At 69.4% G+C, this 22,712-nt stretch carries 24 protein-coding genes; 11 read left to right on the top strand and 13 right to left on the bottom strand.

Going from position 1 to position 22,712, the window contains the following annotated elements; all coding sequences use genetic code 11:
• Window positions 1-11: 11 nt before the first annotated feature.
• The 10 genes from H1Q64_RS15210 to dcd form a co-directional block, all read right to left on the bottom strand.
• Window positions 12-1,757, bottom strand: coding sequence for a hydantoinase B/oxoprolinase family protein (locus H1Q64_RS15210; RefSeq protein ID WP_237906012.1), 1,746 nt, complete (start codon window positions 1,755-1,757; stop codon window positions 12-14).
• A complete protein-coding gene (locus H1Q64_RS15205; protein WP_237906011.1) occupies window positions 1,754-2,656 on the bottom strand; it encodes an isocitrate lyase/PEP mutase family protein in 903 nt (300 codons plus the stop codon). The genes H1Q64_RS15210 and H1Q64_RS15205 overlap by 4 nt, the downstream gene beginning before the upstream one ends.
• A gap of 1 nt (window position 2,657) precedes the next feature.
• Window positions 2,658-4,085, bottom strand: coding sequence for an MmgE/PrpD family protein (locus H1Q64_RS15200; protein ID WP_237906010.1), 1,428 nt, complete (start codon window positions 4,083-4,085; stop codon window positions 2,658-2,660).
• A 26-nt stretch (window positions 4,086-4,111) separates the two neighbouring features.
• A complete protein-coding gene (locus H1Q64_RS15195) occupies window positions 4,112-4,825 on the bottom strand; it encodes an ABC transporter ATP-binding protein (RefSeq protein WP_237906009.1) in 714 nt (237 codons plus the stop codon).
• A complete protein-coding gene (locus H1Q64_RS15190; RefSeq protein WP_094302380.1) occupies window positions 4,818-5,564 on the bottom strand; it encodes an ABC transporter ATP-binding protein in 747 nt (248 codons plus the stop codon). The genes H1Q64_RS15195 and H1Q64_RS15190 overlap by 8 nt, the downstream gene beginning before the upstream one ends.
• Entirely contained in the window at window positions 5,551-6,549 is a 999-nt protein-coding gene (locus H1Q64_RS15185) for a branched-chain amino acid ABC transporter permease (protein ID WP_237906008.1), read from the bottom strand. The genes H1Q64_RS15190 and H1Q64_RS15185 overlap by 14 nt, the downstream gene beginning before the upstream one ends.
• Window positions 6,546-7,418 carry a branched-chain amino acid ABC transporter permease gene (locus H1Q64_RS15180; RefSeq protein ID WP_237906007.1) on the bottom strand — a complete coding sequence of 291 codons (873 nt, stop codon included), beginning with the start codon at window positions 7,416-7,418 and terminating at the stop codon, window positions 6,546-6,548. The genes H1Q64_RS15185 and H1Q64_RS15180 overlap by 4 nt, the downstream gene beginning before the upstream one ends.
• Before the next feature lie 107 nt (window positions 7,419-7,525).
• Window positions 7,526-8,770, bottom strand: coding sequence for an ABC transporter substrate-binding protein (locus tag H1Q64_RS15175; RefSeq protein ID WP_237906006.1), 1,245 nt, complete (start codon window positions 8,768-8,770; stop codon window positions 7,526-7,528).
• Between the two features lie 93 nt (window positions 8,771-8,863).
• Complete coding sequence (locus tag H1Q64_RS15170) at window positions 8,864-9,658, bottom strand: GntR family transcriptional regulator (RefSeq protein WP_237906005.1); 795 nt, start codon at window positions 9,656-9,658, stop codon at window positions 8,864-8,866.
• Window positions 9,659-9,907: 249 nt separating this feature from the next.
• Window positions 9,908-10,492, bottom strand: a complete 585-nt coding sequence (gene dcd, locus H1Q64_RS15165) for a dCTP deaminase (protein WP_035676313.1) — start codon at window positions 10,490-10,492, stop codon at window positions 9,908-9,910.
• A gap of 159 nt (window positions 10,493-10,651) precedes the next feature.
• Here dcd and H1Q64_RS15160 point away from each other — a divergent pair, with 159 nt between their 5' ends.
• Window positions 10,652-11,542 (top strand): hypothetical protein, encoded by an 891-nt coding sequence (locus H1Q64_RS15160; RefSeq protein ID WP_237906004.1) that lies wholly within the window; start codon window positions 10,652-10,654, stop codon window positions 11,540-11,542.
• Between the two features lie 10 nt (window positions 11,543-11,552).
• Here H1Q64_RS15160 and H1Q64_RS15155 read toward each other — a convergent pair whose 3' ends face one another.
• Window positions 11,553-11,957 (bottom strand): four-helix bundle copper-binding protein, encoded by a 405-nt coding sequence (locus H1Q64_RS15155; protein WP_237906003.1) that lies wholly within the window; start codon window positions 11,955-11,957, stop codon window positions 11,553-11,555.
• A gap of 160 nt (window positions 11,958-12,117) precedes the next feature.
• Between H1Q64_RS15155 and H1Q64_RS15150 the strand changes: the two genes are divergently transcribed.
• On the top strand, window positions 12,118-12,867 hold the full coding sequence (locus tag H1Q64_RS15150; RefSeq protein ID WP_237906002.1) for a sulfite exporter TauE/SafE family protein: 750 nt from the start codon (window positions 12,118-12,120) through the stop codon (window positions 12,865-12,867).
• On the opposite strand, the gene H1Q64_RS15145 is transcribed toward H1Q64_RS15150, so the two are convergent.
• Window positions 12,857-13,897, bottom strand: a complete 1,041-nt coding sequence (locus H1Q64_RS15145; RefSeq protein ID WP_237906001.1) for an SDR family oxidoreductase — start codon at window positions 13,895-13,897, stop codon at window positions 12,857-12,859. The two genes, H1Q64_RS15150 and H1Q64_RS15145, sit on opposite strands and share 11 nt — an antisense overlap.
• A gap of 188 nt (window positions 13,898-14,085) precedes the next feature.
• On the opposite strand from H1Q64_RS15145, the gene H1Q64_RS15140 reads away from it, so the two are divergent.
• From H1Q64_RS15140 to H1Q64_RS15130, 3 genes are read left to right on the top strand one after another with little or no spacing between them, the layout of a single operon-like run.
• Window positions 14,086-14,322 (top strand): sulfurtransferase TusA family protein, encoded by a 237-nt coding sequence (locus H1Q64_RS15140; RefSeq protein ID WP_237906000.1) that lies wholly within the window; start codon window positions 14,086-14,088, stop codon window positions 14,320-14,322.
• Between the two features lie 48 nt (window positions 14,323-14,370).
• Window positions 14,371-15,609 (top strand): DUF2478 domain-containing protein, encoded by a 1,239-nt coding sequence (locus tag H1Q64_RS15135; protein WP_237905999.1) that lies wholly within the window; start codon window positions 14,371-14,373, stop codon window positions 15,607-15,609.
• A gap of 11 nt (window positions 15,610-15,620) precedes the next feature.
• Window positions 15,621-15,947, top strand: coding sequence for a DUF1244 domain-containing protein (locus H1Q64_RS15130; RefSeq protein WP_237905998.1), 327 nt, complete (start codon window positions 15,621-15,623; stop codon window positions 15,945-15,947).
• A 46-nt stretch (window positions 15,948-15,993) separates the two neighbouring features.
• On the opposite strand, the gene glp is transcribed toward H1Q64_RS15130, so the two are convergent.
• A complete protein-coding gene (gene glp, locus H1Q64_RS15125) occupies window positions 15,994-17,244 on the bottom strand; it encodes a gephyrin-like molybdotransferase Glp (RefSeq protein WP_237905997.1) in 1,251 nt (416 codons plus the stop codon).
• A gap of 403 nt (window positions 17,245-17,647) precedes the next feature.
• On the opposite strand from glp, the gene H1Q64_RS15120 reads away from it, so the two are divergent.
• The 6 genes from H1Q64_RS15120 (at window position 17,648) to H1Q64_RS15095 (ending at window position 22,709) form a co-directional block, all read left to right on the top strand.
• Entirely contained in the window at window positions 17,648-18,322 is a 675-nt protein-coding gene (locus H1Q64_RS15120) for an amino acid ABC transporter permease (protein WP_237905996.1), read from the top strand.
• A gap of 14 nt (window positions 18,323-18,336) precedes the next feature.
• Window positions 18,337-18,990, top strand: a complete 654-nt coding sequence (locus tag H1Q64_RS15115) for an amino acid ABC transporter permease (RefSeq protein ID WP_137140724.1) — start codon at window positions 18,337-18,339, stop codon at window positions 18,988-18,990.
• Window positions 18,991-19,026: 36 nt separating this feature from the next.
• A complete protein-coding gene (locus H1Q64_RS15110) occupies window positions 19,027-19,827 on the top strand; it encodes a transporter substrate-binding domain-containing protein (protein ID WP_237905995.1) in 801 nt (266 codons plus the stop codon).
• Between the two features lie 64 nt (window positions 19,828-19,891).
• Entirely contained in the window at window positions 19,892-20,680 is a 789-nt protein-coding gene (locus H1Q64_RS15105; RefSeq protein WP_330874555.1) for an amino acid ABC transporter ATP-binding protein, read from the top strand.
• Window positions 20,681-20,705: 25 nt separating this feature from the next.
• Window positions 20,706-21,644 (top strand): 2-hydroxyacid dehydrogenase, encoded by a 939-nt coding sequence (locus H1Q64_RS15100; RefSeq protein WP_237905994.1) that lies wholly within the window; start codon window positions 20,706-20,708, stop codon window positions 21,642-21,644.
• Between the two features lie 12 nt (window positions 21,645-21,656).
• A complete protein-coding gene (locus H1Q64_RS15095) occupies window positions 21,657-22,709 on the top strand; it encodes a LacI family DNA-binding transcriptional regulator (RefSeq protein WP_237905993.1) in 1,053 nt (350 codons plus the stop codon).
• Window positions 22,710-22,712 lie beyond the last annotated feature (3 nt).

Below are 22,712 nucleotides of genomic sequence, written 5' to 3'. Positions count from 1 at the left end.
CTTCCGGTTCGTCAGGCGGCGGAGGGTTCGCGGAGTGCCGCGGTGGCGGCGACGTCGAGCGCGCCGTCGTCGGTCAGCGCCACGCCGTAGGCGCTGCGCGCGGCCTCGGCGCCGAGATAGCCGAGCCGCACGTCGCGAGCCACGGCCTCGGCGTCGCGGCGTCGCGGATCGCCCCAGCCGCCGCCGCCGGGAGTCTCCAGCCGGACGCGCTGGCCGTCGCGGATCTTCACGTCGGTGACCTTGGAGGCAAGCGGCGGCGATTTCTCGCCCTCGTCGCTCTGCCAGACGAAGCGGTTCAGCGCTGCGGGCGTGCCGCCGGCAACCCCGAAGGGGGCGAAGACGCCGCGCTCGCCGAGCAGGAAGACGTCGGCGGCGGTCAGCGCCTCGATCTCGTAGACGGCCCCCAGCCCGCCGCGGTGCAGGCCGGCCCCGGCAGAATCCGGGCGCAGCGCCCATTGGGTGAACATCACCGGATAAGCGGCTTCGAGGATTTCCACCGGCGGGATGGTGGCGGTGGAGATCGGGTTGTTGGCGTGGTTCAGCCCGTCGCTCTCCGGGTTGCCGCCCAGACCGCCGCCGAAGAAGGAGAACATCACCCAGCGCGAGCCGTCCGGACGGTGGCCGGCCAGTGACAGCGCGTTGATGGTGCCGAAGGGCGCGGCGGTGGCGCGGGCCGGGTCGGCCAGGGCCAGCGCGCCGAAGACCACGCCGATGACGCGCAGGATCGTCTCGGTGTAGCCCCCGACCGGCTTGGGCGGCTTCACCGCCAGCAAGGTCGTCTCGGGGATGACGAAGGTGATCGGGTTGAGGCAGCCGGCGTTGGCCGGCACGTCGGTGAAGACGTGCTTCAGCGCGACGTAGCAGCAGGCGACCGCCGTGGAGTAGGCGATGTTGAGCGGCCCGGCGCAGGGTGCCGAGGAGCGGGAGAAGTCCAGCACCATGCGGTCGCCCGCGATGGTCAGGTCGAGTGCGATCCGCAGACGGTCGGCGGTGATGCCGTCGTTGTCGAGATAATCCTCGAAGCTGTAGGTGCCGTCGGGCAGCCTGGACAGCGCGCTGCGCATCAGCGCCTCGGCCCGCGCGGTGAAGGCGTCGAAGGCCGCCGCGACGGTGTCCTCGCCATGCTCGTCCAGCAGTTCGGTCAGCCGGCGCACGCCGAGGTCGAGCGCGTTGAGCTGCCCGTTCAGGTCGCCGTAGTTGGACACCGGCACGCGGGAGTTGGCGGCTAGGATCGCCAGCAGGTCGTGGTTCATCGCCCCGGCCTTGACCAGCTTCACCGGCGGGATGCGCACGCCCTCCTGGAAGCTGTCGGTGGCCCGCGCGTTGAAGTTGCCCGGCACGTTGCCGCCGATGTCGAGCCAGTGGCCGACCGACGCCATCCAGCAGAACAGCCGGCCCTGACGGAAGATCGGCCGCACCAGCCGGAAGTCGTTCAGGTGGGTGCCCCCGTCGTAGGGGTCGTTGAACAGGAAGATGTCGTCGGGGTGCAGGTCACCCTCCCGCGCCACCTTGTCGATCACCGCCTTGACCGCGAAGGCCATGGCGCCGACGAAGATCGGCAGGCCGTTGGTGCCCTGAACCAGCGTGGCGCCGGTCTCGGCGTGGTAGAGGCCGTGGCAGGCGTCGCGCGCCTCGGCGATGATCGGGTTGAAGGCGGAGCGGTAGAGCGTCGCGTCCATCTCGTCGGCGATCTGCTCCAGCCGGCCCTTGAGGACGGCCAGCGTGACAGGGTCGATTGTGGTGGTCTTGGTGGTCATGCTGCGTCCTCCCGCTTTGCGGAGGTGAAGTCCTTGTAGGTTTCGCCGAGCGCCAGCATCTCCGGCGTACCGATGAGATCGTTCAGCGCGTTGAAGTCGAACATGCGGTCGCGGAAGGGCTGGGTGGTGCCGTGGGCAGCCAGCGAGGCGTAGTAGTCCTGCGCCTGCCGGGCCAGCGCCCGCACGATGCCGCCGGGGAAGATCACCAGCCGGTAACCGAGATCGCCGAGGTCGGCGGCGGAGCTGATCGGCGTCTGCCCGCCCTCCACCATGTTCGCCAGCAGCGGGCGGATGCCGCCGAGATCGGTGGCGATGGCGGAAAGCTGCTCGCGGCTCTTCGGCGCCTCGACGAACAGCACGTCGGCGCCGGCCTCGACATAGAGACGCGCGCGGTCGAGCGCCGCCGGGACGCCCTCCACCGCCACCGCGTCGGTGCGGGCGATGATCAGGGTGCCTTCGCTGGTCCGGGCGTCGACCGCCGCCTTGATCTTGCCGGCCATCTCGCCGGCCGGGATCACCGCCTTGTCGGTCAGGTGGCCACAGCGCTTGGGAAAGCTCTGGTCCTCGAGCTGCAGGGCGGTGGCCCCGGCACGCTCGAACATGCGCACGGTGCGCTGCACGTTGAGCGCGTTGCCGTAGCCGGTGTCGGCGTCCACCACCAGCGGCGTCGGCACGCGGTCGCGCACCAGCGCGATCGTGTCCGCCACCTCGCTGACCGAGACCAGCCCGATGTCGGGCCGGCCGAGCCGGGTGTAGGCGATGGCCGCGCCCGACAGGTACAGCGCCTCGAACCCCGCCCCCGCCGCCAGCGAGGCGGTGAAGGCGTCGTAGACGCCGGGGGCCAGGACGACGCGGTCCTCGGAAAGCCGCTGTTTGAAGGTGAGATCGGGTCGGGTCATTTCAGACGCTCCCCCCGGCGGCGGCGGGCGCCGACAGAAGCCGGGTCAGGGTTGAAAGGTCGGCCGCGCGGTCGATCGACGCGACGCAGTCGGCAATGGCGGCGGCGTGCTTGGTCCCCCAGACCGGACCGGCTAGGTCGGCAAACTTGGCGCGCACCTCGTCCGGGCTGTAGGGGTCCTCGGTGTCGCCCTTGTTGGTCAGCGCCTCCGCCTCGAAGCGCCGGCCGTCGGCCAGGGTCAGGCGGACGCGGGCCGGGCGCAGGCCGGGAAGGCGGGCGGTCAGGCCGCGGTCCTCGCGCACGGTCACGCGGCGAGCAAGGTCGCGGGTCGCCGCGTCCTGGCGGGCACCGTCGCGGAAGGCCTCGGGCGTGGCGGCGCCGTTGGCGAGGAAGGTCGCCAGCGCGAAGGGCAGCGAGAATTTCGCGGCGAGCATGTTCTTCGGCTCCGCCCCGTCGAGCTGGGCGGCCCAGACGTAGGTGTCGACCTCGATGGCCGCGACCTCCGCCGGGGCAATCCGCCCGCCGGCTTTCGCCACGATGTCGCCCAGCGCGTCGAGCGCGCCGTGGGTGTAGCGGCAGGCAGCGTGGCGCTTGAAGTAGTTGCGGGCGATCTCCCAGCGTTCGCCCAGCTCCTCGACCATCAGCTCCGGCCGGAAATCGGTGGCGATGACCCCGCCGAACACGCTGCCGATCCCGTCGGTCTCGCCGATGACGCCGCTTACCGCCAGATCCCAGGCGCTCAGGCCGAGCTGGTTCGACACCCCGGCGTAGGCGTTGCGCACCGTGCCGCCCTCCAGCATCGTCCGCCGGCTGGTGGCGAGGCCGAGGGTGGAGGCGATGTTGAGCGTCTCGATCATCATCGCCGCGTCGGCGCGGTTCAGATGGGCCACGGCCAGAGCCGCCCCCGCCGTGCCCCAGGTGCCGTGCGGATGGGTGGTGACCAGCAGCTTGGCGGCGATGCCGATGCGCGACCCAATCTCGTAGCCGAGCGCCAGCGCGGTCAGCAGGTCGGAGCCGGAGGCGTTCAGGCGTGGCCCGGCGGCGAGGAGGGCCGGCACGACGTGGATCGCCGGATGGCCGCGGGCGTACTGGTTGCCCTCGTCCAGTTCCAGCATGGTTCCGGCCACGCCGTTGAGGAAGGCGGCGGACCCGGCGGCGAGACCCCGGCCACTGCCGATGGCCGGGCAATCGCCGGAGCCGCCGGTCTCAGCCATACGGCCCGCCAGCGCTCGGCATTCCGGCTCCTGCATGCCGGCGGCGATCACACCGACGCAGTCGAGAAGCACCAGCTTCGCCCGCTCCACCACCGGGGCCGGCAGGTCGGCGAAGGTCAGGCCGGCGGCGAAGGTGCCCCAACGGTCGAGCCAGGACGGCCGGGCGGCAGCGAGCAATTCGCTCGCCGGCTTCACGTCAAAGGACAGGCTTGTCATGTCACCGCTCCCGAGCGGACGGCCCCTCAGAGGCCGAGATAGGTGCGTTTCAATTCGGGGTCGCGCGCGATCTCGTCGGACGGTCCCGACAGCGCGAAGACGCCGTTCTCGAGGATGTAGGCCCGGCGGGCGACCTCCAGCGACTGGACGACGTTCTGCTCGACCAGCAGGATCGCCAGCCCATCCGCGTTCAGCTTGCGGATCAGCCCGAACATCTCCTCGACCACCAGCGGCGACAGGCCGAGCGACGGTTCGTCGAGGATCAGCAGCAGCGGTTCGGCCATCATGCCGCGCCCGATGGCGAGCATCTGCTGCTCGCCGCCCGACAGCGTGCCGGCGAGCTGGCCCTCACGCTCCTTCAGGCGGGGGAAGGTTGCGAAGATGCGCTCCAGGTTCCGCGCCCGGTTCGGCTTGCCACGCCGGTAACTGCCCAGCTCCAGATTCTCGCGGATCGACAGGTTGGGGAAGATCTTGCGGCCTTCCGGCACCTGGATCAGCCCCTCCTCGACGATGCGCGCGGCGGAACGACCGTCGAGGCGGTTGCCGGCGAAGCGGATCTCGCCCGCCCAGGGCGGCAGCACGCCCGACAGCACCTTGTTCAGCGTCGTCTTGCCGACGCCGTTGGAGCCGAGGACCGTGACGATCTCGCCGTCCAGCACGGCCATGTCGATGCCGCGCAGCACCTCGGTGGCGCCGTAACCGGTCTTCAGCCCCTGGATGCTCAGAAGCGCCTCAGCCATGGGCCGCCCCCTCCGCCGCTAGACGGGCCGCGGCGCCGTGGCCGAGATAGGCCTCGATCACGCGGGGGTCGGCGCAGACGGCGGCGGGCTTGCCCTCGGCGATCATGCGGCCCTGCGCCAGCACATAGACGCGCTCGCACAGGTTCATCACCGCCTGCATGACGTGTTCGATCATCAGGATCGTCACCCCTTCGTCACGGATGCCCCGGATCACCGGGATGATGTCGCGGATTTCCGACGGGTTCAGGCCGGCCAGCACCTCGTCCAGCAGCAGCAGCTTCGGCTCGGTGGCGAGCGCGCGGGCCAGCTCCAGCCGCTTGCGCCCGGCCACCGTCAGCCCGCCGGCCGGGCGGTCCAGCTCGGCCGCCAAGCCGACCCGGCGGGCCACCTCGCGCGCCTTGGCAATGGCGTCGGCGCGCTTGGCGTGGCGCAGATAGGCGCCGACCGCGATGTTCTCGCACACCGTCAGCCCGGCGAAGGGCTGGACGATCTGGAAGGTGCGGCCGATGCCGCGCTCGGCGCGGCGGTGCGGCTCCTCGCCGGTGATGTCGGTGCCCTCGAACAGGATCCGCCCGTCGCTCGGTGCGACGAAGCCGGAGATCATCGAGAACAGCGTGGTCTTGCCGGCGCCGTTCGGCCCGATCAGGCCGACGATGCCGCCGGGCTCCAGCGCGAGCGACGCGTTGTCCACCGCCATCAGACCGCCGAAGCGCTTGGAGACGGACTCAACGGCCAGCATGGGACACCTCCTTGGCGCCGCGTGTCATCATCCCGCGGCCGCGGTCGCGCAGCCGCTCCAGCAGGCCGAGGATGCCGCCGCGGGCGAAGGCGACGGCCAGCACCAGCACGCTGCCGAAGACGATCAGATCGATGCCGGGGATGCGGCCGGCGAACTGCTTGGCGAGTTCGCCCAGCCCGTGCAGGGTCAGCGCGCCCACCACCGGCCCGAAGACGGTGCCGACACCGCCGATGATCGGGGCGAGCAGGAGTTCCACCGAGATCCAGCTGCCGTAGGCGATGTGGGCGTCGATGTAGAGGAAATACTGGGCGTAGAGGCAGCCGGACAGCGCCGTCACCGCGCCCGACAGAGCGATGGCGCGCAGCTTCACCTTCAGGGAATCGACGCCCAGCGCCTTGGCCGCGTCCTCGTTCTCGCGCACCGCGACGAGCTGCGCGCCGAAGCGGGAGCGCTGGATCCAGCGCGTCAGCAGCAGCACGCCGGTGACGAAGGCCAGGACCAGCCAGTAGAAGACAGCACGGTCGGCGAATTGCAGATTGGCGGGGTGGACATCCAGCTTGATCAGCAGGCCGGCGGCGCCCCCGGTGAAGGAGGCCGCGTTGGCAAGGATGCGGAACACCTCGGCGAAGGCCAGAGTCACCAGCGCGAAGTAGGAGCCGCGCAGGCCGGAGCGGAAGCTGAGGAAGCCGATGGCCCAGGCGACCGCCGCCCCCGCCGCCGTCGCCAGCAGCAGCCCGGCCCAGGCGTTGACGCCGTAGCGCAGTTGCAGGATCGCCGTCACATAGGCGCCGGTGCCGAAGAAGGCGGCGTGGCCGAAGCTGAACTGGCCACCGAAGCCGCCCAGGATGTTCCAGCCCTGCGCGCCCAGCGTCACGATCAGCGTGAAGACGAGGAAGCTCATCACCGGGCTGGACGTCACCACCAGCGGCAGCAGCGCGGCGAGGACGGCCAGGACGGCGATCGGGATCAGGTCGCGCGCGGTCATGCCTTGGCTCCGAACAGGCCGGTCGGCCGCACCAGCAGCACGGCGATGAAGATCAGGAAGATGCCGATCTGCCCCAGGCTGTCGCCCAGCAACAGGCCGCACAGGCTCTCCACCACGCCGATGAACAGGCCGCCCAGCAGCGCGCCGGGAAGCGAGCCCATGCCGCCCAGCACCACCACGGTGAAGGCGACCAGCACGAAGGCGCTGCCGATGCGCGGGTTGACGTAGAAGGTCGGCATCAGCAGCGCGGCGGCCACGGCGAGGCAGGCGCAGCCCAGCCCGAAGGTGACGGCGTAGACGTGCGGCACGTCGATGCCGACCAGATTGGCGCCCAGCTTCTCCTTGGCGACGGCGCGGATCGCCTTGCCGGTGTCGGTGCGGTTCAGCACCAGCCAGAGCAGCCCGGTCACCACCACCGCCACACCCAGCCCGATCACCCGCGGGTAGGACAGCAGCAGCGGCCCCAGCGCCACCACCTGGAACGAGTAATCGGTGTCGAGCGTGCGGGTGTCCGACTGGAAGACCGCCAGCAGCACATTCTCCAGCACGATCGACAGGCCGAGCGTGACCAGCAGGATGTTGCCGTCGTCGCCGTGGCTGGCCGGCCCGATGACGAAGCGCTGCAGCCCGTAGCCCAGCGCGAACATCAGCGGCACCAGCGGCACGATCACCAGATAGGGGTCGAGGCCGAGCCAGGCCCAGGCGACCCAGACCGCGAACATGGCGCAGGTCAGCAGCGCGCCATGGGCGAAGTTGATGATGTGGAGCACGCCGTAGATCAGCGTCAGGCCGAGGGCGATCAGCGCGTAGACCGCGCCGGTCATCAGCCCGTTCAGCGCCGCTTCCAGGATGATCTGAGGTGAATACATGGCAGCCCGCGCATGAGGGAAACGGTCCCCCACCCGTCCGGGAGGCCGCTGTGCGGCGCCACGGGACGGACGGGGCAATGCGGGAGGCGCAAAGGCGAAGGGACGGTTTACGTCGCCGGGAAGTTGGCCTTCGCCTCCGCGAAGAATTCGGGGAAGATCACCTTGATGTCCTCGCCCTGGATCTGGGTGTTGATCGGGGTGGCGCCCTCGTTCTGGCCGTTGACGAACTTTGTCGGACCGTACGGCATGATGTGACCGGCGAAGGTGGAGCTGTTCAGCGCCTCGATGATCTTCTTGCGGTCGGCGGAACCGGCGCGCTCGATGGCGTCGGCCAGCAGCAGCAGGTTCGAATAGTTCAGCGGGACGTTGTAAGCGAAGGACTTTCCCTGAGCCTCCACCGCCTTGCGCAGCGCCAGGGCCTGCGGATTCTTCGGATCGTGCCAGTGGTTGCAGTCGATGACGTTCTGGGCCGCCTGCGGGAACTCCTTGACGAAGCGCCCGTTCGATGCCGCCCCGCCCAGCACCGCGTAGACACCCTTCGGCTTGATGCGCTGCTGCTGCATGGTGCGGGCGAGCAGAACGAATTCGCCATAGTAGTTGGACGGGATGACGAGGTCCGGGTTCAGCGAGCGGATGCGCAGCGCCACATTGGACATGTCGCGCGCCGGGGTCGGGTGGGCGATGGTCTCCAGGATTTCGAAGCCGCGCTTGGGCAACTCGGCCTGCAGCAGCTTGGCGAGACCGGAGCCGAACAGGCCGTCCTCATGCACCAGCACGACGGTCTTCGCCGGCTTGCCGGCCAGCTCGTTGATCTTGGTCAGGTTGTCGAGCGCGACCTGGGTGACCTTGCCGAAGCCGGGGCTGAAGCGGAAGGTGTTGGTCAGGCCGCGCGCCATGATCTGGTCCGACACGCCGACATCGACCAGATAGGGCAGATCGTAGCGCGCCGCCGCCTGCGAGGCGGCAAGGCAGATCGGGCTGGCGAAGCCGCCGACGATGGCGCACACGCCCTCGGCCTGCATGCGCTCGACCTCCTGGGTGCCGGCCTCCGGCGTGGAACGGGCGTCGCCGAAGACCATCTCGATCTTGGCCCCGCCCAGCGCCTTGATGCCGCCCGCGGCGTTGATCTCGTTGATCGCCATCTCGGCGCCGAGCCGGCCGAGATCGCCGTCATGGGCGAGCGCGCCGGTCACCGGCTGGAGGATGCCGATCTTCACGGCCGGGGTCTGCGCCCGCAGAATCGACGGGGCGGCCACTGGCACCGTCGCGAAGGCGGCGGCCGCGGCGCCCGCCTTGAGCACCGTGCGGCGGGAGATGCCGGAGAGTGCGGAGTCCTGAACCGAACGTCCCATAACGCTCAACTCCTCTGCTTGATGGCCCGCGAGCCGCGGGTGGGCTTTTCGCCCGCATTGTTCTTGTCGGTTTTGCCCTTGTCGGCCTTGGCCTTATCGGCCTTTTTTACTGGGCACGCGCGGCCGACCCAGGGCCGGGCTCCAGCGCCGTTCCCCGTCATCGCCGATGCGCACCAGATCCATGTGGAAGCTGTAGCGGTCGGGCCGGTACAGAGCGTGCAGATGCTCCACTCCACGGCCGGACGGGTCGTGCACGATGCGGGTCAGCGTCAGCAGCGGCGAGCCGATCTCCAGATCGAGCGCCGCCGCCGGTTCCGGCCCGGCCAGCGTGGCGTTGATCGCCTGGGTCGCCCGCTCGGTCTTCACGCCCGACCGTTCGATCAGCTCCAGCAGCGGGCGCGCCGCCAGTTCCGCCTCCGAATAGGTCAGGCCGAGCCATTCCGGCACATGGGTGGTCAGGTAGGAGAAGGGCTCTCCGTCGATCAGCCGGACGCGCACCGACCGCTGGACCCGCTCGCCCGGCTTCAAGCCCAGGCTTTCGGCGATCGCTTCCGGCGGCGCGACGTACCCGAAGGAGAGCAGCTTCACGTCGGTGCTGCGCCCCATGTCGATCAGGTGCGACAGCACGTTGGAGAGGTCGGCGACGATCGGACGGACACTGCGGCTGTCATGGACGAAGGTGCCGGAGCCGGCCTTGCGCTGCACCAGCCCTTCCTTCTCCAGCAGGTCGAGTGCCCGGCGCACAGTCACCCGCGACACCGCGTGTTCGGCGGCCAGCGCCGGTTCCCCCGGCAGGCGCCCGCCCGGCGGCAGGTCGCCGGCGACGATGCGGTCGCGCAGCAGCAGATAGATCCGGCGCGCCTTCAGCGGTTCGACCGATGACTTCACAGTGCCCCGCCTCCCTCTCGCTGGAAACCGGTGTGCGTCTCTGCATAAGACAGGAACCTGTATGATCGATAATACAGGTTTGGTCAACAGCGATGTTGGGGGTGCGAATGATCCAGGCGCGATCAATCGGGTTCCTGCGGGCACGCGCGCCGGGAGGACACGGCGGGCGAGGGGTGGGCAAGCCGGATGCCCAAAAGAAAAAGGCGCCTCGGAAGGGAGGCGCCTTTTCGTCGTTCTCGTCGTTTGCCGTCAGGGCTGTTCCAGGTTGATCCGGCTTGGCAGCGGATCGAGCTGGTCGCGGTACTTGGCGTCGGGGCGCGCGGCGTAGGGCTTCGAGGTCGGCGACATCAGCGTCTCGAAGCTGAGGGCGCAGATGCGCATACCCGGCCGCAGCGCCAGCGGCAACCGTCCGCAATTGAAGAACTCCAGCGTGATGCGGCCATTCCAGCCCGGATCGATGGTATGCGCGGTGGCGTGCACCATCAGGCCCAGACGGGCGAGGCTGCTGCGGCCGTCCAGACGGCCGGCGATGTCGTTGGGCAGGCCGATGCGCTGCACGGTGATGCCAAGCACCAGTTCGCCCGGATGCAGGAAGAACGGCTCGCCCTCGGAAACCTCGACGCGGTCCATCAGCTTGTCGGGGACCTGGCTGGGATGGCCCTCGGGCGGGGCGAGGTCGACGAAGGCCGCCTTGCCCGGCGGGAAGACCTGGAAGGCGTTCCCAAGCTGGAGGTCGACCGACATGGCGCCGATCTGGCTCTCCGCCGGCAACGGGTCGATCTCGATGCGTCCTTCGGCGAGGTATCGGCGAATATCGACGTCTGACAGCTTCATTCTTTCCGACCCTCCTGTCGAAACCGCAATCGGCGCGGTTCCGGTCGCTTCCCTGGCGCACTCTATAGCCGGATCGACGCCTCTCGACAACACAATCACCAGTCTTTTAGATGGCACCAGCCCCTTAGATGGGGCCGCTTTGCACAAGGGGTGATGGGAATGGCGGTATCTTCGATCGACGCGGCGGCAACGGACCCGTCGGCGACAAACCACGAGGCCGCGTTGCGGCGCCTGTCCGTCATCCTGGGTGATGTCCCGCCCGCGGACGCCCGGCCGGACGCGGTTTGGCTGTTCCGGACCCGCGTCGCCGAACATGGGGAGCGGGTCCGCGCCCTTCGGGACTCCGTGTCGCCGCTGTTCGTCATCAACGACGACCTCGCCGCCTACGCCACCAAGGACGGCCCCCTGCCGGAACTGATTCTCGTCGGCGACAACCCGGGGCGCCGGGAATACGAGCAATCCGTCTATCTGTGCGTCCAGGGGCGCGCCGGGGCCATGGCGCACAGCTTCTTCGACGGCATCTTCGGTGCCGGGTCCTTTCGCGGCAAGGTCATGGTGCTGAACAAAAGCTCCTTTCACACGCCGCGCACGGTGGGGCTGACCGAGGCGATGCGCGGCGATCCGGCGCTCGCCGAGGCCATCCGGCGCGACCAGGAGGAGAACGCCCGCCTGATCGCCGACTCGGTGGCCCTGCTCGGCGTGCCGGTCGTCACCATCGGCATGGAGAGCGGCGGGACGACCTTCCAGAGCTTCCGCAAGACGCTGGAATCCCGCTACCGCGCCCACGGCAACCCTCCGGCGGTCTTCCAGGGGAAGCGCCTCGCCAACCCCTTCCGCAAGGTGCCGCATTTCTCGCTGTCGAAGATCTTCTGCCGCAACGCCGACGCCACCTGGAACGCCGGGCTGGACGGCTTCCTCACGCGCCACGCCGCGGTTCCGGGCCTGCGGACGGAGAACGGCAATGTCTCGTCCAAGCTGCTGCTCGGACTGGGCGATGGCCCGCTGCTCGCCGATTACCTGGACAGGGTGATTCTCGGCAACGGCGGATAAACCGCCGCGGTCAATGACTCAGGGTCTGCCGAGCCTTGCGGCAGGCGTCCTCGCAGGCCCGGCAGGCCTCGGCGCAGATGCGGCAATGCTGGTGCATGCCGGCGTGCCGCTCGCACTCCTCGGCGCACAGGCGGCAGGCGGTGGCGCAGGCGTCGAGCATGGCGCGGATCACCACCTCGTTGGAGCCGCTGCGCCGGGTGGCGACGGAGCCGGTTGCAGTGCAGACGTCGGCGCAATCCATGTTCAGGCGGATGCACTGGACCAGTTCGGCCACCTGATCCTCGCCCAGGCAGGCGTCGGCGCAGGTGGTGCAGGTCTGCGCGCAGTCATAGCAGGCCTCGATGCAGCGGATGAGCGCGTCGTTGGTGTTTCCGCGGACCTGCGGGTGCGTGTTGATCATTTCGCGGGTGTGCATGGGCAGCCTCCAAACGACAGGGGTGAGGGGGTATGGGCATTGACGCCCTCCCCCGCCAACAGCGCCACGCCGCCATGGTTCGGAAAATCTCCGCCCTTTCTCTGGTCCCGCCCGCGCCCCCGGTTTACAAGCGACCGGCACGGCTTGAGAGGAAACACGGGTGTTCAACGAGACGGTCGGTCTGACGGCGCTGATCCTGACCGTCGCCACGCTGTACGCCGCGGTCGGGCAGGCCGGAGCCTCCGGCTATCTGGCGGTCATGGGAATCGTCGGACTCGATCCGGCAACGATGAAGCCGACGGCGCTCGCCCTCAATCTCCTGGTGGCAACCATCGGCACCGTGCGCTTCGTCCGCGCCGGGCTGTTCGACTGGCGCGCGTTCTACCCATTCGGCGTGCTGGGGATGCCCTTCTCGTTCCTCGGCGGGACGCTGCACCTGCCGCCGCATCTCTATTACCCGCTGGTCGGGGCGATCCTTCTCCTGGCGGCTTTGGAACTCGCGCGTTCCACCTGGGCGGCGCGCGGAACGCCCGAACGGGCGGATGCGACCGTGCCGCCCATCCTACCGGCGCTCGCCGCCGGGGCCGCCGTGGGGCTCCTGTCCGGGATGACCGGCACGGGCGGCGGCATTTTCCTGGCGCCGCTGATCCTGCTCATGGGCTGGGTCGAGACGCGCCGCGCCGCCGCCGTGTCGGCCGCCTACAACCTGCTTAACTCGGCGGCGGCGCTGGCCGGGGCCTGGACGACCGCGACGACCCTGCCCGCGGCCCTGCCCTGGTGGCTGGCCGCCGCCGGGGTGGGCGGGGCGGTCGGCGCCTGGCTGGGCAGCCGCCACCTGCCGACCGCGGTGCTGCGCTATCTGCTGGCGACGATCCTCGCTTTGTCCGGCCTCAAGATGCTCACGGCCTGACCCTCGACTCCCCCCACGCCCGCCGCTCCCAGACATGGGCGGGCAGACGGCTCATCAGTCCGATGGGCAGCAAAAACAGGGCGACGTTGGTCCAGCACAAGGCGCGGCGACCTTCTACGCGGCCTTGGGGTGCCTGCGCTGCGGCTCGCTCCATCCAGCCACCGCTCGCTTCGCGATAGTCCGGCATGGCCTCCAGAACGCCGCCGGAGGTGTCGTGGGCCGGGCGGTTGTCGAACATGTCGCGGTCCATCCGGTGGGCCAGCATGCGGTCCGCCAGCGCCGGCGCCACCACATGCGGCAGGGCGGCGGAGCGCCCCGCGGCGCCGACGAACAGCTCCGGCCGGGGATTCTCGGCCAGGCGCAGGATGGCCTCGGCCACCTCCTCCGGTGGGCGCAGCGGCGTCATCGCCTTGACGGCGCGGCCGGTGTAGTTGGCGCCATGCTGCCACAGCGGCGTGTCGATAGGGCCTGGCAGCACGGTGCAGACCTGGATGCCGGGATCCTCCACCAGCTCCTGCCGCAGCGTCTCGGAGAAACCGCGCACCGCGAATTTGCTGGCGGCGTAGGCGGCGGCGTAGCGCTGCCCGACGATCGAGGCCAGCGAAGCGACGTTGATGACCGTACCCTCCCCCCGCTCCAGGAAATGCGGCAGCACGGCGCGGCAGCCGTTGGCGGTGCCGAAGAAGTTGGTGCGCATCACCTCCTCGAACACGTCCTGCGGAGTCTCCTCGAAGCGCCCGAAGGCGATCACGCCCGCGTTGTTCACCCAGACGTCGATCCCGCCGAACACCTCGATGGCGCGCTCGGCCAGCCGGTTCATCTGCTCCTGGTCGCGCACGTCGGTGGGGACGACCATCGCGCGCCCCCCGGCTTCGATGCAGTCCTCCGCGACCTCGTGCAGGGCGGCGTGGCGCCGCGCCGCCAGGACCACCGCGGCGCCATGGCGCGCGAATTCCAGGGCGGTCGCCCGGCCGATCCCGCTGGACGCCCCGGTGATGACCACCACCTTGTCGAAATGCCGACCGGCCATAAGCGTTGCTCCCGCATTGTTCGTTCGAATCCATTTCCCTGGCTAACATCCCAGCCCGGCAAAGGTGCCCTGGGCTTCCGGACCGCCAAACTGTCTGGAACGCCAAATCTATGGGAACGGTGGAGACGGCGGCGCGAACCCGCTACAGTCGCGGCGTCCGGTGCCCATGCAGAAGAAGAGGTTAGTCCGTGGCAGCAAAGGAACTCGACGTTAAGGGGCTGCATTGCCCGCTGCCCATCCTGCGGACGCGCGCCCTGCTGGACAAAATGGCCGAGGGGGAGGAGGTGATCGTCTACGCCACCGACCCGGCGTCGATCATCGATTTCAAGCATTTCTGCAACACGACCGAAAACGTCCTGCTGGCGCACGAGACGCGCGGCGAGGTGTTCGTGTACCACATCCGCCGCGGCGGCGGCGCCGCGTGATTCCCGTCATTGCCCCGGCCGTTATCCATTCCTGAAGGAGCCCGCCCCATGCCGACCCTGCGCCCCGCGGTTCCGCCCCCGCTGCGTCCCGGCGCGGTGGTCCATGGCCCCGGCTCCACCGCCGTGGACGCGATGATCGACCGGTTCGTGATGGAATTGCAGCGGCGCGGCTTCCGCGTCGGCGGCGTGATCCAGCGCAACACCGGTGCCCCCGGCGACTGCGCCGACCTGATGGAGCTGGTGGACGTCGCCACCGGCCAGGCCTACGACATCTCCCAGCATCTGGGCCGCCAGTCGCAGTCCTGCCGCGTCGATCCCCAGGGGGTGGCCGAGGCCAGCCAGGCGCTGCGCCGCGCCATCGCGGAGCGCGCCGATCTCCTTGTGGTCAACAAGTTCGCCGGGCTGGAGGCACACGGTGAAGGGCTGGCGGACGAGCTGCTGGCCGGCATCGCCGAGGGCATTCCGGTGCTGACCAGCGTCGGCAGCCGCTTCCTCAACGAATGGCAGAGCTTCACCGGCGGCTTCACCTCGCTGATCTCGCCGGACGAGGACGCGCTGTGGCGCTGGTGGGGAGCGCACCGGCTTTACGACGACCTGCTGCACGGGGTGGAGGATGCGGAGGTCCGCACCATCACCATCGGCGCCAAATGGATCATGGTGGAGACGGACGGCGCCAGGGGACCCGGCATCGGACTGGCCGCCCGCCCGCAGTCGGCGCCACCGCCCGATCCGGCACGCTGGTCCGGCGTCGGCCTCGCCGGGCTGGCCGCCTACGCCGCCCGCTCCTGGGACCCGCAGGAGGCCGCGGTCGGCATGGCCGCGCTGAACGCCCACTACAACCGTCCGGACCTGACCGGCTCCTCGGCCAACGGCCTGGACCTGTTCGCCGGCATGGAGGGGCGCGTGGTCGTCTTCGGGGCCTTCCCGCAGATTGCCCGGCGCCTGCCCAACGCCCATGTGGTCGAAATGAACCCCAGCGACGGGGAGTATCCGGAGGCCGCCGGAGAATGGCTGCTGCCGGGCGCGGAGGGGGCGGCGATCACCGCCTCCACCCTGACCAACCGCAGCCTGCCCCGCCTGCTGTCGGTGGCCGAGGGAACCCGCGTCGCCCTGGTCGGGCCGGGGACGCCGCTGACTCCGCGGCTGTTCCGCTACGGCATCGCCGCGCTGGCCGGCTTCGTGGTGGAGGACCGCGACGCCGTGGCCGAGGCGATCCTGGCCGGCGGCTCGTCGCAGAGCTTCCACCACCATGGCCGCTTCGTCACGCTGCACAACGAACAGAACTGAGAGGGATTGGAATGGACGAGAAGACCCGCACCGAGTTGGAAGCCGCCGCGTTCCGCGGTCTGGTCGCGCATCTCCAGAAGCGCACCGACGTGCAGAACATCGACCTGATGAATCTGGCCGGCTTCTGCCGCAACTGCCTGTCCAAATGGTACGCGGCCGCGGCCAAGGAGCGGAACGTGCCGCTGACCGACGAGGAGGCCCGCATCGCCGTCTATGGCATGCCCTATTCGGAATGGAAGGCGAAGCACCAGAAGGAAGCCACCCCGGAGCAGCAGAAGACCTTCGAGGACACCAAGCCCCTGCACGCCGAGATCAGCGGCCACGTGCCCAAGAAGTAAGGGCTCTCCCCCTCTCCCGTCCCCCGGGAGAGGGAGCGTCCGGCGCTCAGGCGAACAGGCCGGTGAAGGGCAGGAACTCCACCATGTCCCCCTCGCGGATCGTCGTGGCGTCCGCCGGCATGTCCACCAGCCCATCCGCCTCGACCATCGAGGTCAGGACGCCGGAGCTGTCACTGGGAAACTTGTGGGCGACCGGGCGGCCATCCGCTCCGGTCGCCAGACGGGCGCGCAGAAACTCGCGGCGCCCCGGCTTCTTCTTGAACTCGAAACCGGCGACGACGAGGCAGCGCGGGGTCGGCGCGCTCTCCGCCCCCGACAGGCGCAGCACCAGTGGGCGCCCGACCAGCATGAAGGTCACCATGGCCGACACCGGGTTGCCCGGCAGGCCGAGGAACGGCGTGGCGCCGATGCGGCCGAGCGCCAGCGGCTTGCCCGGCTTCAGCGCGAGCTTCCACAAATCGACAGAGCCAAGCTCGCCGACCACCGCCTTCACATGATCCTCCTCCCCCACCGACGCGCCGCCGGAGGTGACGACAAGATCGGCGGTCGCCGCGGCGTCGGCGAGGGCGGCGCGGGTCACGTCCGGCTTGTCGGGCAGGATGCCGAGGTCGCGCACATCCGCCCCCAGCGCGTCGAGCTGGGCGGCCAGCGTGTAGCGGTTGGCATCGTAGATCGTGCCCTCCGGCTTGTCCGTCCCCGGCTCGCGCAGTTCGTCGCCGGTTGAGAACAGGACGACGCGCAGACGCTTGCGCACCGACAGGCTCGACCGCCCGACCGCGGCGGCCAAGCCGACCTCCTGGGCGCGCAGCCGCAGGCCGGGAGTCAGCACGACCGACCCAGCCGTCATATCCTCACCGGCGTCGCGGATGTTGGCGCCGCGCTTGAGGGTGGCGGGCACCAGCACCGCACCGTCCTCGGCCCGGCAGTCCTCCTGCATGGCCACGGTGTCCACCCCCGCCGGAATCGGCGCGCCGGTGAAGATGCGTACCGCCTCACCCGGCCCGACCGTACCGGGGAAGACGGAGCCCGCGGGCACGCGCCCCACCACGGCCAGCCGCCGGAAATCGTCCTCCGCGGCAGCGTCCGCCGTGCCGAATCCCCAGCCGTCCATCGCCGAGACGGCGACCGGCGGCACGTTCACCGTCGCCGTCACCGGTTCCGCCAGGATGCGGCCGAGCGCGGCGCGTAACGGCACCTCCTCGGGCTCCGTCACCGCGCCGTAGGTCCGTTGCACGCGGGCCAGCGCCTCGTCCAGCGGGATGGGGGCGGCGGGGCCGGGGCCGGCGAAGCAGTCCATGCGACAATCCTTCTCCCTTCGGGGCCGCCCTTGCGGGGCGGCACCGCGTCATATCATCCCGGATAGTCCGGTGCGCGGTTCTCATGCACCTTGATCATCGTCAAGACGCAGCGCGGCGCAAGCGTCCGTTCGTGGACGCACCATCGCGGTTTAGTATCACCACAGGGAATTCGCGGCATGATTGTTGGCTGCACGAATTAAATTTTCGCAGCGCTGCGTTTTGCGTCTTGCGTATTTAGATCGATCCAAATAGGCTCCACCCAACATCCGGCGCCGGAGGCATCGCCACGGCCCGCCGGACGACGAGAGGCCGACAACGAGAATCCCGCACAAGGGACCGCTCACCGAACGCGCGCAGCGCCCTGGTCCGGATGCGACCGGTCCGGATGCGGAGGAAAAGCCCGTGAACTACACCTTCGATTTCAAGGCGGTCATCGATTCCTGGGACTATCTGCTCCAGGGCGCCTGGCTGACTGTGCAGCTGTCGATCGGCGCCATGGTTCTCGGCCTGATCGTCGCCATCCTCTGCGCGCTCGGCAAGACGTCCGGGCCGAAACCGGTCCGCTGGATCATCAACGCCTACATTGAAGTGGTGCGCAACACGCCCTTCCTGGTGCAGATCTTCCTGATCTTCTTCGGCCTGCCGACCATGGGCATCCGCCTGTCGCCCGACCTCGCCGCGCTGATCGCCATGGTGGTCAATGTCGGCGCCTACGCGACGGAGATCATCCGGGCCGGCATCGAATCGATCCAAAAGGGCCAGATCGAAGCCGGGCTGGCGCTGGGGCTGAGACCCTTGCAGGTCTTCCGCTACATCGTCATCAAGCCGGCGCTGCGCACCGTCTACCCCGCGCTGACCAGCCAGTTCATCCTGCTGATGCTCAGCTCCAGCGTGGTTTCGGCGATCTCGGCGGACGAACTGACCTCGGTCGCCAACAACATCCAGTCGCAGACCTTCCGCAGCTTCGAAATCTACATCGTGGTCACCGGCATCTATCTGGTGCTGGCGATGATGTTCTCCGCGCTGTTCGCCGGCATCTACAAGCTGGCCTTCGCCTACGACACCGACCGGCGCTGAGGGAGGGCCGAACCATGATCCGCGCCTTCAGTTACAACGAGTTCCTCTTCCTCCTCAGCGCCGTGCAATGGACGCTGGCGCTGTCGGCTATCGCCTTCGTCGGCGGGGCCACGGTCGGGCTGGTCATCGCGCTGGCCCGCACCTCGGACATCAAGGCGGTGCGGCTGGCCGCCACCGGCTACATCCAGCTGTTCCAGGGCACGCCGCTGCTGATGCAGCTCTTCCTGGTCTTCTTCGGCGCCACGGTGATGGGGCTCGACCTTAACCCCTGGGCCGCCGCCGCGCTGGGCCTGACGCTGAACGCCAGCGCCTTCCTCGGCGAGATCTGGCGGGGCTGCATCCAGGCGGTGCCGCGCGGCCAGTGGGAGGCCGCCTCGGCGCTCGGCCTGCGCTATCCGGGGCTGATGCGCTACGTGATCCTGCCGCAGGCGGTGAAGGTCGCGGTGCCGCCGACCGTGGGCTTCCTGGTGCAGCTCATCAAGAGCACGTCGCTGGCCGCCATCATCGGCTTCACCGAGCTGACCCGCGCCGGGCAGATCGTCAACAACGCCACCTTCCAGCCCTTCCTGGTGTTCGGGATCGTGGCGGTGCTCTACTTCCTGATGTGCTGGCCGCTGTCGCTGCTCAGCGCCCGTCTGGAGCGGCGCTACGCCCTCGCCACCCGCTGATACTCCCCTTTCATAAGAACCGTGAGGAAACCCCAAATGAGCCTGTCGATCACCCGCCGCCTCGCCGTCGCCGGCGCCATGATGGCCGCCGTCGTCGCCCTCGCCGCTCCGGCCACCGCCCAGACCGTCGACGAGATCAAGTCGAAGGGCAAGCTGACCATCGGCATGCTGGTGGACTTCCCGCCCTTCGGCATCACCACCGCCGACGGCAAGCCGGACGGCTACGACGCCGACGTCGCCAAGCTGCTGGGCAAGCACATGGGCGTCCCGGTGGAGATCGTTCCGGTCACCGGCCCGAACCGCATCCCCTACCTGCTGACCAACAAGGTCGACCTGCTGGTCGCCTCGCTGGGCATCACCCCGGCCCGCGCCGAGCAGGTGCAGTTCTCCGAGCCCTACGCCGCCATCGAGATCGGTCTGGTCGCCCCGGCCAACACCAAGATCAAGGAGGCCGCGGAGCTGTCCGGCAAGCGCGTCGGCGTCGCCCGCGCCAGCACCCAGGACAACGCCCTGACCGCCGTTGCTCCGAAGGACGCGCGCATCATGCGCTTCGACGACGACGCCAGCGCCGTGCAGGCCATGCTGTCCGGTCAGGTGGACGCGCTGGGCCTCAGCAATGTGGTCACCAAGGAGATCAAGAAGCTGGCCCCGCAGGCCAACTACGAGATGAAGTTCGTGCTGAACCGCCAAGTCCAGGGCATCGCCATGCGCAAGGGCCAGGACGCCCTGCTGAAATGGGTCAACGAGTTCATCGAGACCGCGAAGTCGAACGGCGAGCTGAACGAGGTCCACAAGAAGTGGCTGGGCACCGACCTGCCCCCGCTGACCAAGTCGTAACGTCCCACATCCCCTCTCCCCTCTCCCCGGAGGGGAGAGGGTTTGGAAAAAGGAGAAGTCCCTCATGGCCTCGGCTTACGATACCACGGACGTCCCCGCGCCGCGGCCGGTCAGCGGCGAGGTCGTCATCCGGATGGCCGGCGTCCAGAAATGGTACGACAGCTTCCATGTGCTGAAGGATATCGAGCTGGAAGTCCGCAAGGGCGAGCGGATCGTCATCTGCGGCCCCTCGGGTTCCGGCAAGTCTACGCTGATCCGCTGCATCAACCAGCTTGAGAAGCATCAGAAGGGCACCATCACCGTCAACGGCGTCACGATCGACGCCCACCACCGCCACCTCGATCAGGTGCGGCGCGACGTCGGCATGGTGTTCCAGCAGTTCAACCTGTTCCCGCACCTGACCGTGGTCGAGAACTGCATGCTGGCGCCCATGAGGGTGCGCGGCACCTCCAAGCAGGAGGCGCGCGACATCGCCATGAAGTATTTGGCCCGCGTGCGCATCCCGGAGCAGGCGGACAAGTATCCGGGCCAGCTCTCCGGCGGGCAACAGCAGCGCGTCGCCATCGCGCGGTCGCTGTGCATGAACCCCAAGGTCATGCTGTTCGACGAGCCTACCTCCGCGCTCGACCCCGAGATGGTCAAGGAGGTCCTCGACACCATGATCGGGCTGGCCGAGGACGGCATGACCATGCTCTGTGTGACGCACGAGATGGGCTTCGCCAAATCGGTCGCCGACCGCGTCATCTTCATGGACCGCGGCGAGATCGTCGAGCAGGCCACTCCGGCCGAGTTCTTCACGAATCCGAAGTCCGAGCGGACCCGCAACTTCCTTGGCCAGATCCTCACCCACTGAGCCCACTCCACGAAGGACGCTTTTGATGAAGCCGGAGATCCTCCTCGTCGAATCCATGATGCCGGACATCGAGGCGGCGCTGGACGCGGGCTACACCGTCCACCGCCTCGCCGGGGCGCCCGACCGTGACCGGCTGGTCGCGGAGGTGGGGCCGCGCGTCCGCGCCGTCGTCACCGGCGGCGGCACGGGCGTCAGCAACACGATCATGGACGCCTGCCCCAGCCTGGGGATCGTCGCGATCAACGGCGTCGGCACCGACGCGGTGGACCTGAAGCACGCGGCCGGCCGCGGCGTCCGCGTCACAAACACGCCCGACGTGCTGACCGACGACGTGGCCGATCTCGCCATCGGGCTGATGATCGCCGGGTCGCGCCGCATGATGGTCGGCGACCGCTTCGTGCGCGCCGGGCGCTGGCCGGGCGGCGGCCTGCCGCTGGCCCGCAAGGTGACCGGCAAGCGGCTGGGCATCCTGGGGCTGGGCCGCATCGGCATGGCCATCGCCCAGCGCGCCGCTGGATTCGGCATGGACATCGCCTACACCAACCGCAAGCCGCGCAGCGACGTGTCCTACCGCTTCGTCGCCTCCCCGGTCGATCTGGCGCGGGAGAGCGACATCCTGATCGTCGCCGCCTCGGCCGGGCCGGACGCCCGCAACATGGTCAACCGTGCGGTGATCGAGGCGCTGGGACCGGACGGGCTGCTGGTCAACGTCGCCCGCGGCGCCGTGGTGGACGAGCCGGAGCTGGTCGCCGCGCTGACCGACGGTCGCCTCGGCGGGGCCGCGCTGGACGTCTTCGCCAACGAGCCGCACGCGCCCGAAGCCCTGTTCGGTCTGGACAATGTGGTCCTTCAGCCGCATCAGGCGAGCGCCACGGTGGAGACGCGGATGGCCATGGGCAATCTGGTGCTGACGAACCTGTCCGCCTTCTTCGCCGGTCAGCCGCTGCCGACCGCCGTCGTCTGAATGGCGGCGTGAATGACCATCCTCGACGAGCGCGGCGGACCGGCCCGCATCACCCTCACGGAGGTGGCACACCACGCCGGGGTGTCGCGGTCCACCGTCTCGCTCGTCCTGCGCGGCAGCCCGCTGGTCGCCGCCGAGACGCGGGAGCGCGTGCAGGCCGCCATCGCGGCGTTGGGCTACGTCTACAACCGCGGCGCCGCGACCTTGCGCGCCGCCCGCACCGACACCGTCGGGCTGCTCGTCTGCGAAATCAACAACTCCTTCTACGGCGAGCTGACCGCCGGGGTGGATGACGTCCTGGGTGAGCAAGGGGTCGTCGCCTTCCTCGCCAACACCGCCGAATCGGGGGAGCGGCAGGACCGCTACCTCCAGCGCATGCGCGAGCAGAACGTGGACGGGGTGATCCTCTGCCCCGCCGCCGGCACCGCGCCGGCCCTGTTGGACCGGCTGCGCCAGTGGCAGCTTCCCGTCGTCCAGGCGCTGCGCTTCCTCTCAGCCCGCGAAGGCGATTACGCCGGAGTGGATTACGAGTTCGGCATGGAGATGATGACCGAGCATCTGCTGCGGAACGGCCATCGCCGCATCGCCTTCGTCGGCGGCAACCTGTCCCACTCCGCCTTCGCCGGGCGCCGTGTCGGCTTCGCCGCGGCACTGCGCCGCCACGGCCTGACCCCGGACCTTGTCGTGCGCTGCCCGGCCACCCGCCGCGGCGGGCTGGACGCGGTGGGGCCGCTGATGGACCTTGCCGACCCGCCCACCGCGATGCTTTGTTACAACGATCTGGTTGCGTTCGGCGCGATGCTGGGGCTGGAGGCCCGCGGTCTGCGGGCGGGACGGGACGTCGCGGTGACTGGTTTCGACGACCTGACCGAAGCGGCGATAAGCCGCCCCGCCCTGACCACCGTCGCGACCTCCGCCCGCCAGATCGGGCAGGAAGCCGCCCGCCTGCTGCTGCGACGCATCGCCGACCCGCAGGGCGCGCCGGAGCGCGTGATCCTGCCCGCCCGGCTGGTCATCCGCGAGTCCTGCGGCGCCATGAGAGTCCAACCCGATAAGCACCAATAACCG

The organism is Azospirillum brasilense (assembly GCF_022023855.1).
Taxonomy (GTDB): Bacteria; Pseudomonadota; Alphaproteobacteria; order Azospirillales; family Azospirillaceae; genus Azospirillum; species Azospirillum brasilense_F.
The sequence above is the reverse complement of the archived record's forward strand: the minus strand, read 5'-3'. Positions and strand labels throughout refer to the sequence as shown.

Bases quoted from the DNA above. Each gene is read 5' to 3' on its own strand.
- H1Q64_RS15210 (WP_237906012.1), bottom strand. From the start codon at position 1,757: ATGACCACCAAGACCACCACAATCGACCCTGTCACGCTGGCCGTCCTC.
- H1Q64_RS15205 (WP_237906011.1), bottom strand. From the start codon at position 2,656: ATGACCCGACCCGATCTCACCTTCAAACAGCGGCTTTCCGAGGACCGC.
- H1Q64_RS15200 (WP_237906010.1), bottom strand. From the start codon at position 4,085: ATGACAAGCCTGTCCTTTGACGTGAAGCCGGCGAGCGAATTGCTCGCT.
- H1Q64_RS15195 (WP_237906009.1), bottom strand. From the start codon at position 4,825: ATGGCTGAGGCGCTTCTGAGCATCCAGGGGCTGAAGACCGGTTACGGC.
- H1Q64_RS15190 (WP_094302380.1), bottom strand. From the start codon at position 5,564: ATGCTGGCCGTTGAGTCCGTCTCCAAGCGCTTCGGCGGTCTGATGGCG.
- H1Q64_RS15185 (WP_237906008.1), bottom strand. From the start codon at position 6,549: ATGACCGCGCGCGACCTGATCCCGATCGCCGTCCTGGCCGTCCTCGCC.
- H1Q64_RS15180 (WP_237906007.1), bottom strand. From the start codon at position 7,418: ATGTATTCACCTCAGATCATCCTGGAAGCGGCGCTGAACGGGCTGATG.
- H1Q64_RS15175 (WP_237906006.1), bottom strand. From the start codon at position 8,770: ATGGGACGTTCGGTTCAGGACTCCGCACTCTCCGGCATCTCCCGCCGC.
- dcd (WP_035676313.1), bottom strand. From the start codon at position 10,492: ATGAAGCTGTCAGACGTCGATATTCGCCGATACCTCGCCGAAGGACGC.
- H1Q64_RS15160 (WP_237906004.1), top strand. From the start codon at position 10,652: ATGGCGGTATCTTCGATCGACGCGGCGGCAACGGACCCGTCGGCGACA.
- H1Q64_RS15155 (WP_237906003.1), bottom strand. From the start codon at position 11,957: ATGCACACCCGCGAAATGATCAACACGCACCCGCAGGTCCGCGGAAAC.
- H1Q64_RS15145 (WP_237906001.1), bottom strand. From the start codon at position 13,897: ATGGCCGGTCGGCATTTCGACAAGGTGGTGGTCATCACCGGGGCGTCC.
- H1Q64_RS15135 (WP_237905999.1), top strand. From the start codon at position 14,371: ATGCCGACCCTGCGCCCCGCGGTTCCGCCCCCGCTGCGTCCCGGCGCG.
- H1Q64_RS15130 (WP_237905998.1), top strand. From the start codon at position 15,621: ATGGACGAGAAGACCCGCACCGAGTTGGAAGCCGCCGCGTTCCGCGGT.
- glp (WP_237905997.1), bottom strand. From the start codon at position 17,244: ATGGACTGCTTCGCCGGCCCCGGCCCCGCCGCCCCCATCCCGCTGGAC.
- H1Q64_RS15115 (WP_137140724.1), top strand. From the start codon at position 18,337: ATGATCCGCGCCTTCAGTTACAACGAGTTCCTCTTCCTCCTCAGCGCC.
- H1Q64_RS15110 (WP_237905995.1), top strand. From the start codon at position 19,027: ATGAGCCTGTCGATCACCCGCCGCCTCGCCGTCGCCGGCGCCATGATG.
- H1Q64_RS15105 (WP_330874555.1), top strand. From the start codon at position 19,892: ATGGCCTCGGCTTACGATACCACGGACGTCCCCGCGCCGCGGCCGGTC.
- H1Q64_RS15100 (WP_237905994.1), top strand. From the start codon at position 20,706: ATGAAGCCGGAGATCCTCCTCGTCGAATCCATGATGCCGGACATCGAG.
- H1Q64_RS15095 (WP_237905993.1), top strand. From the start codon at position 21,657: ATGACCATCCTCGACGAGCGCGGCGGACCGGCCCGCATCACCCTCACG.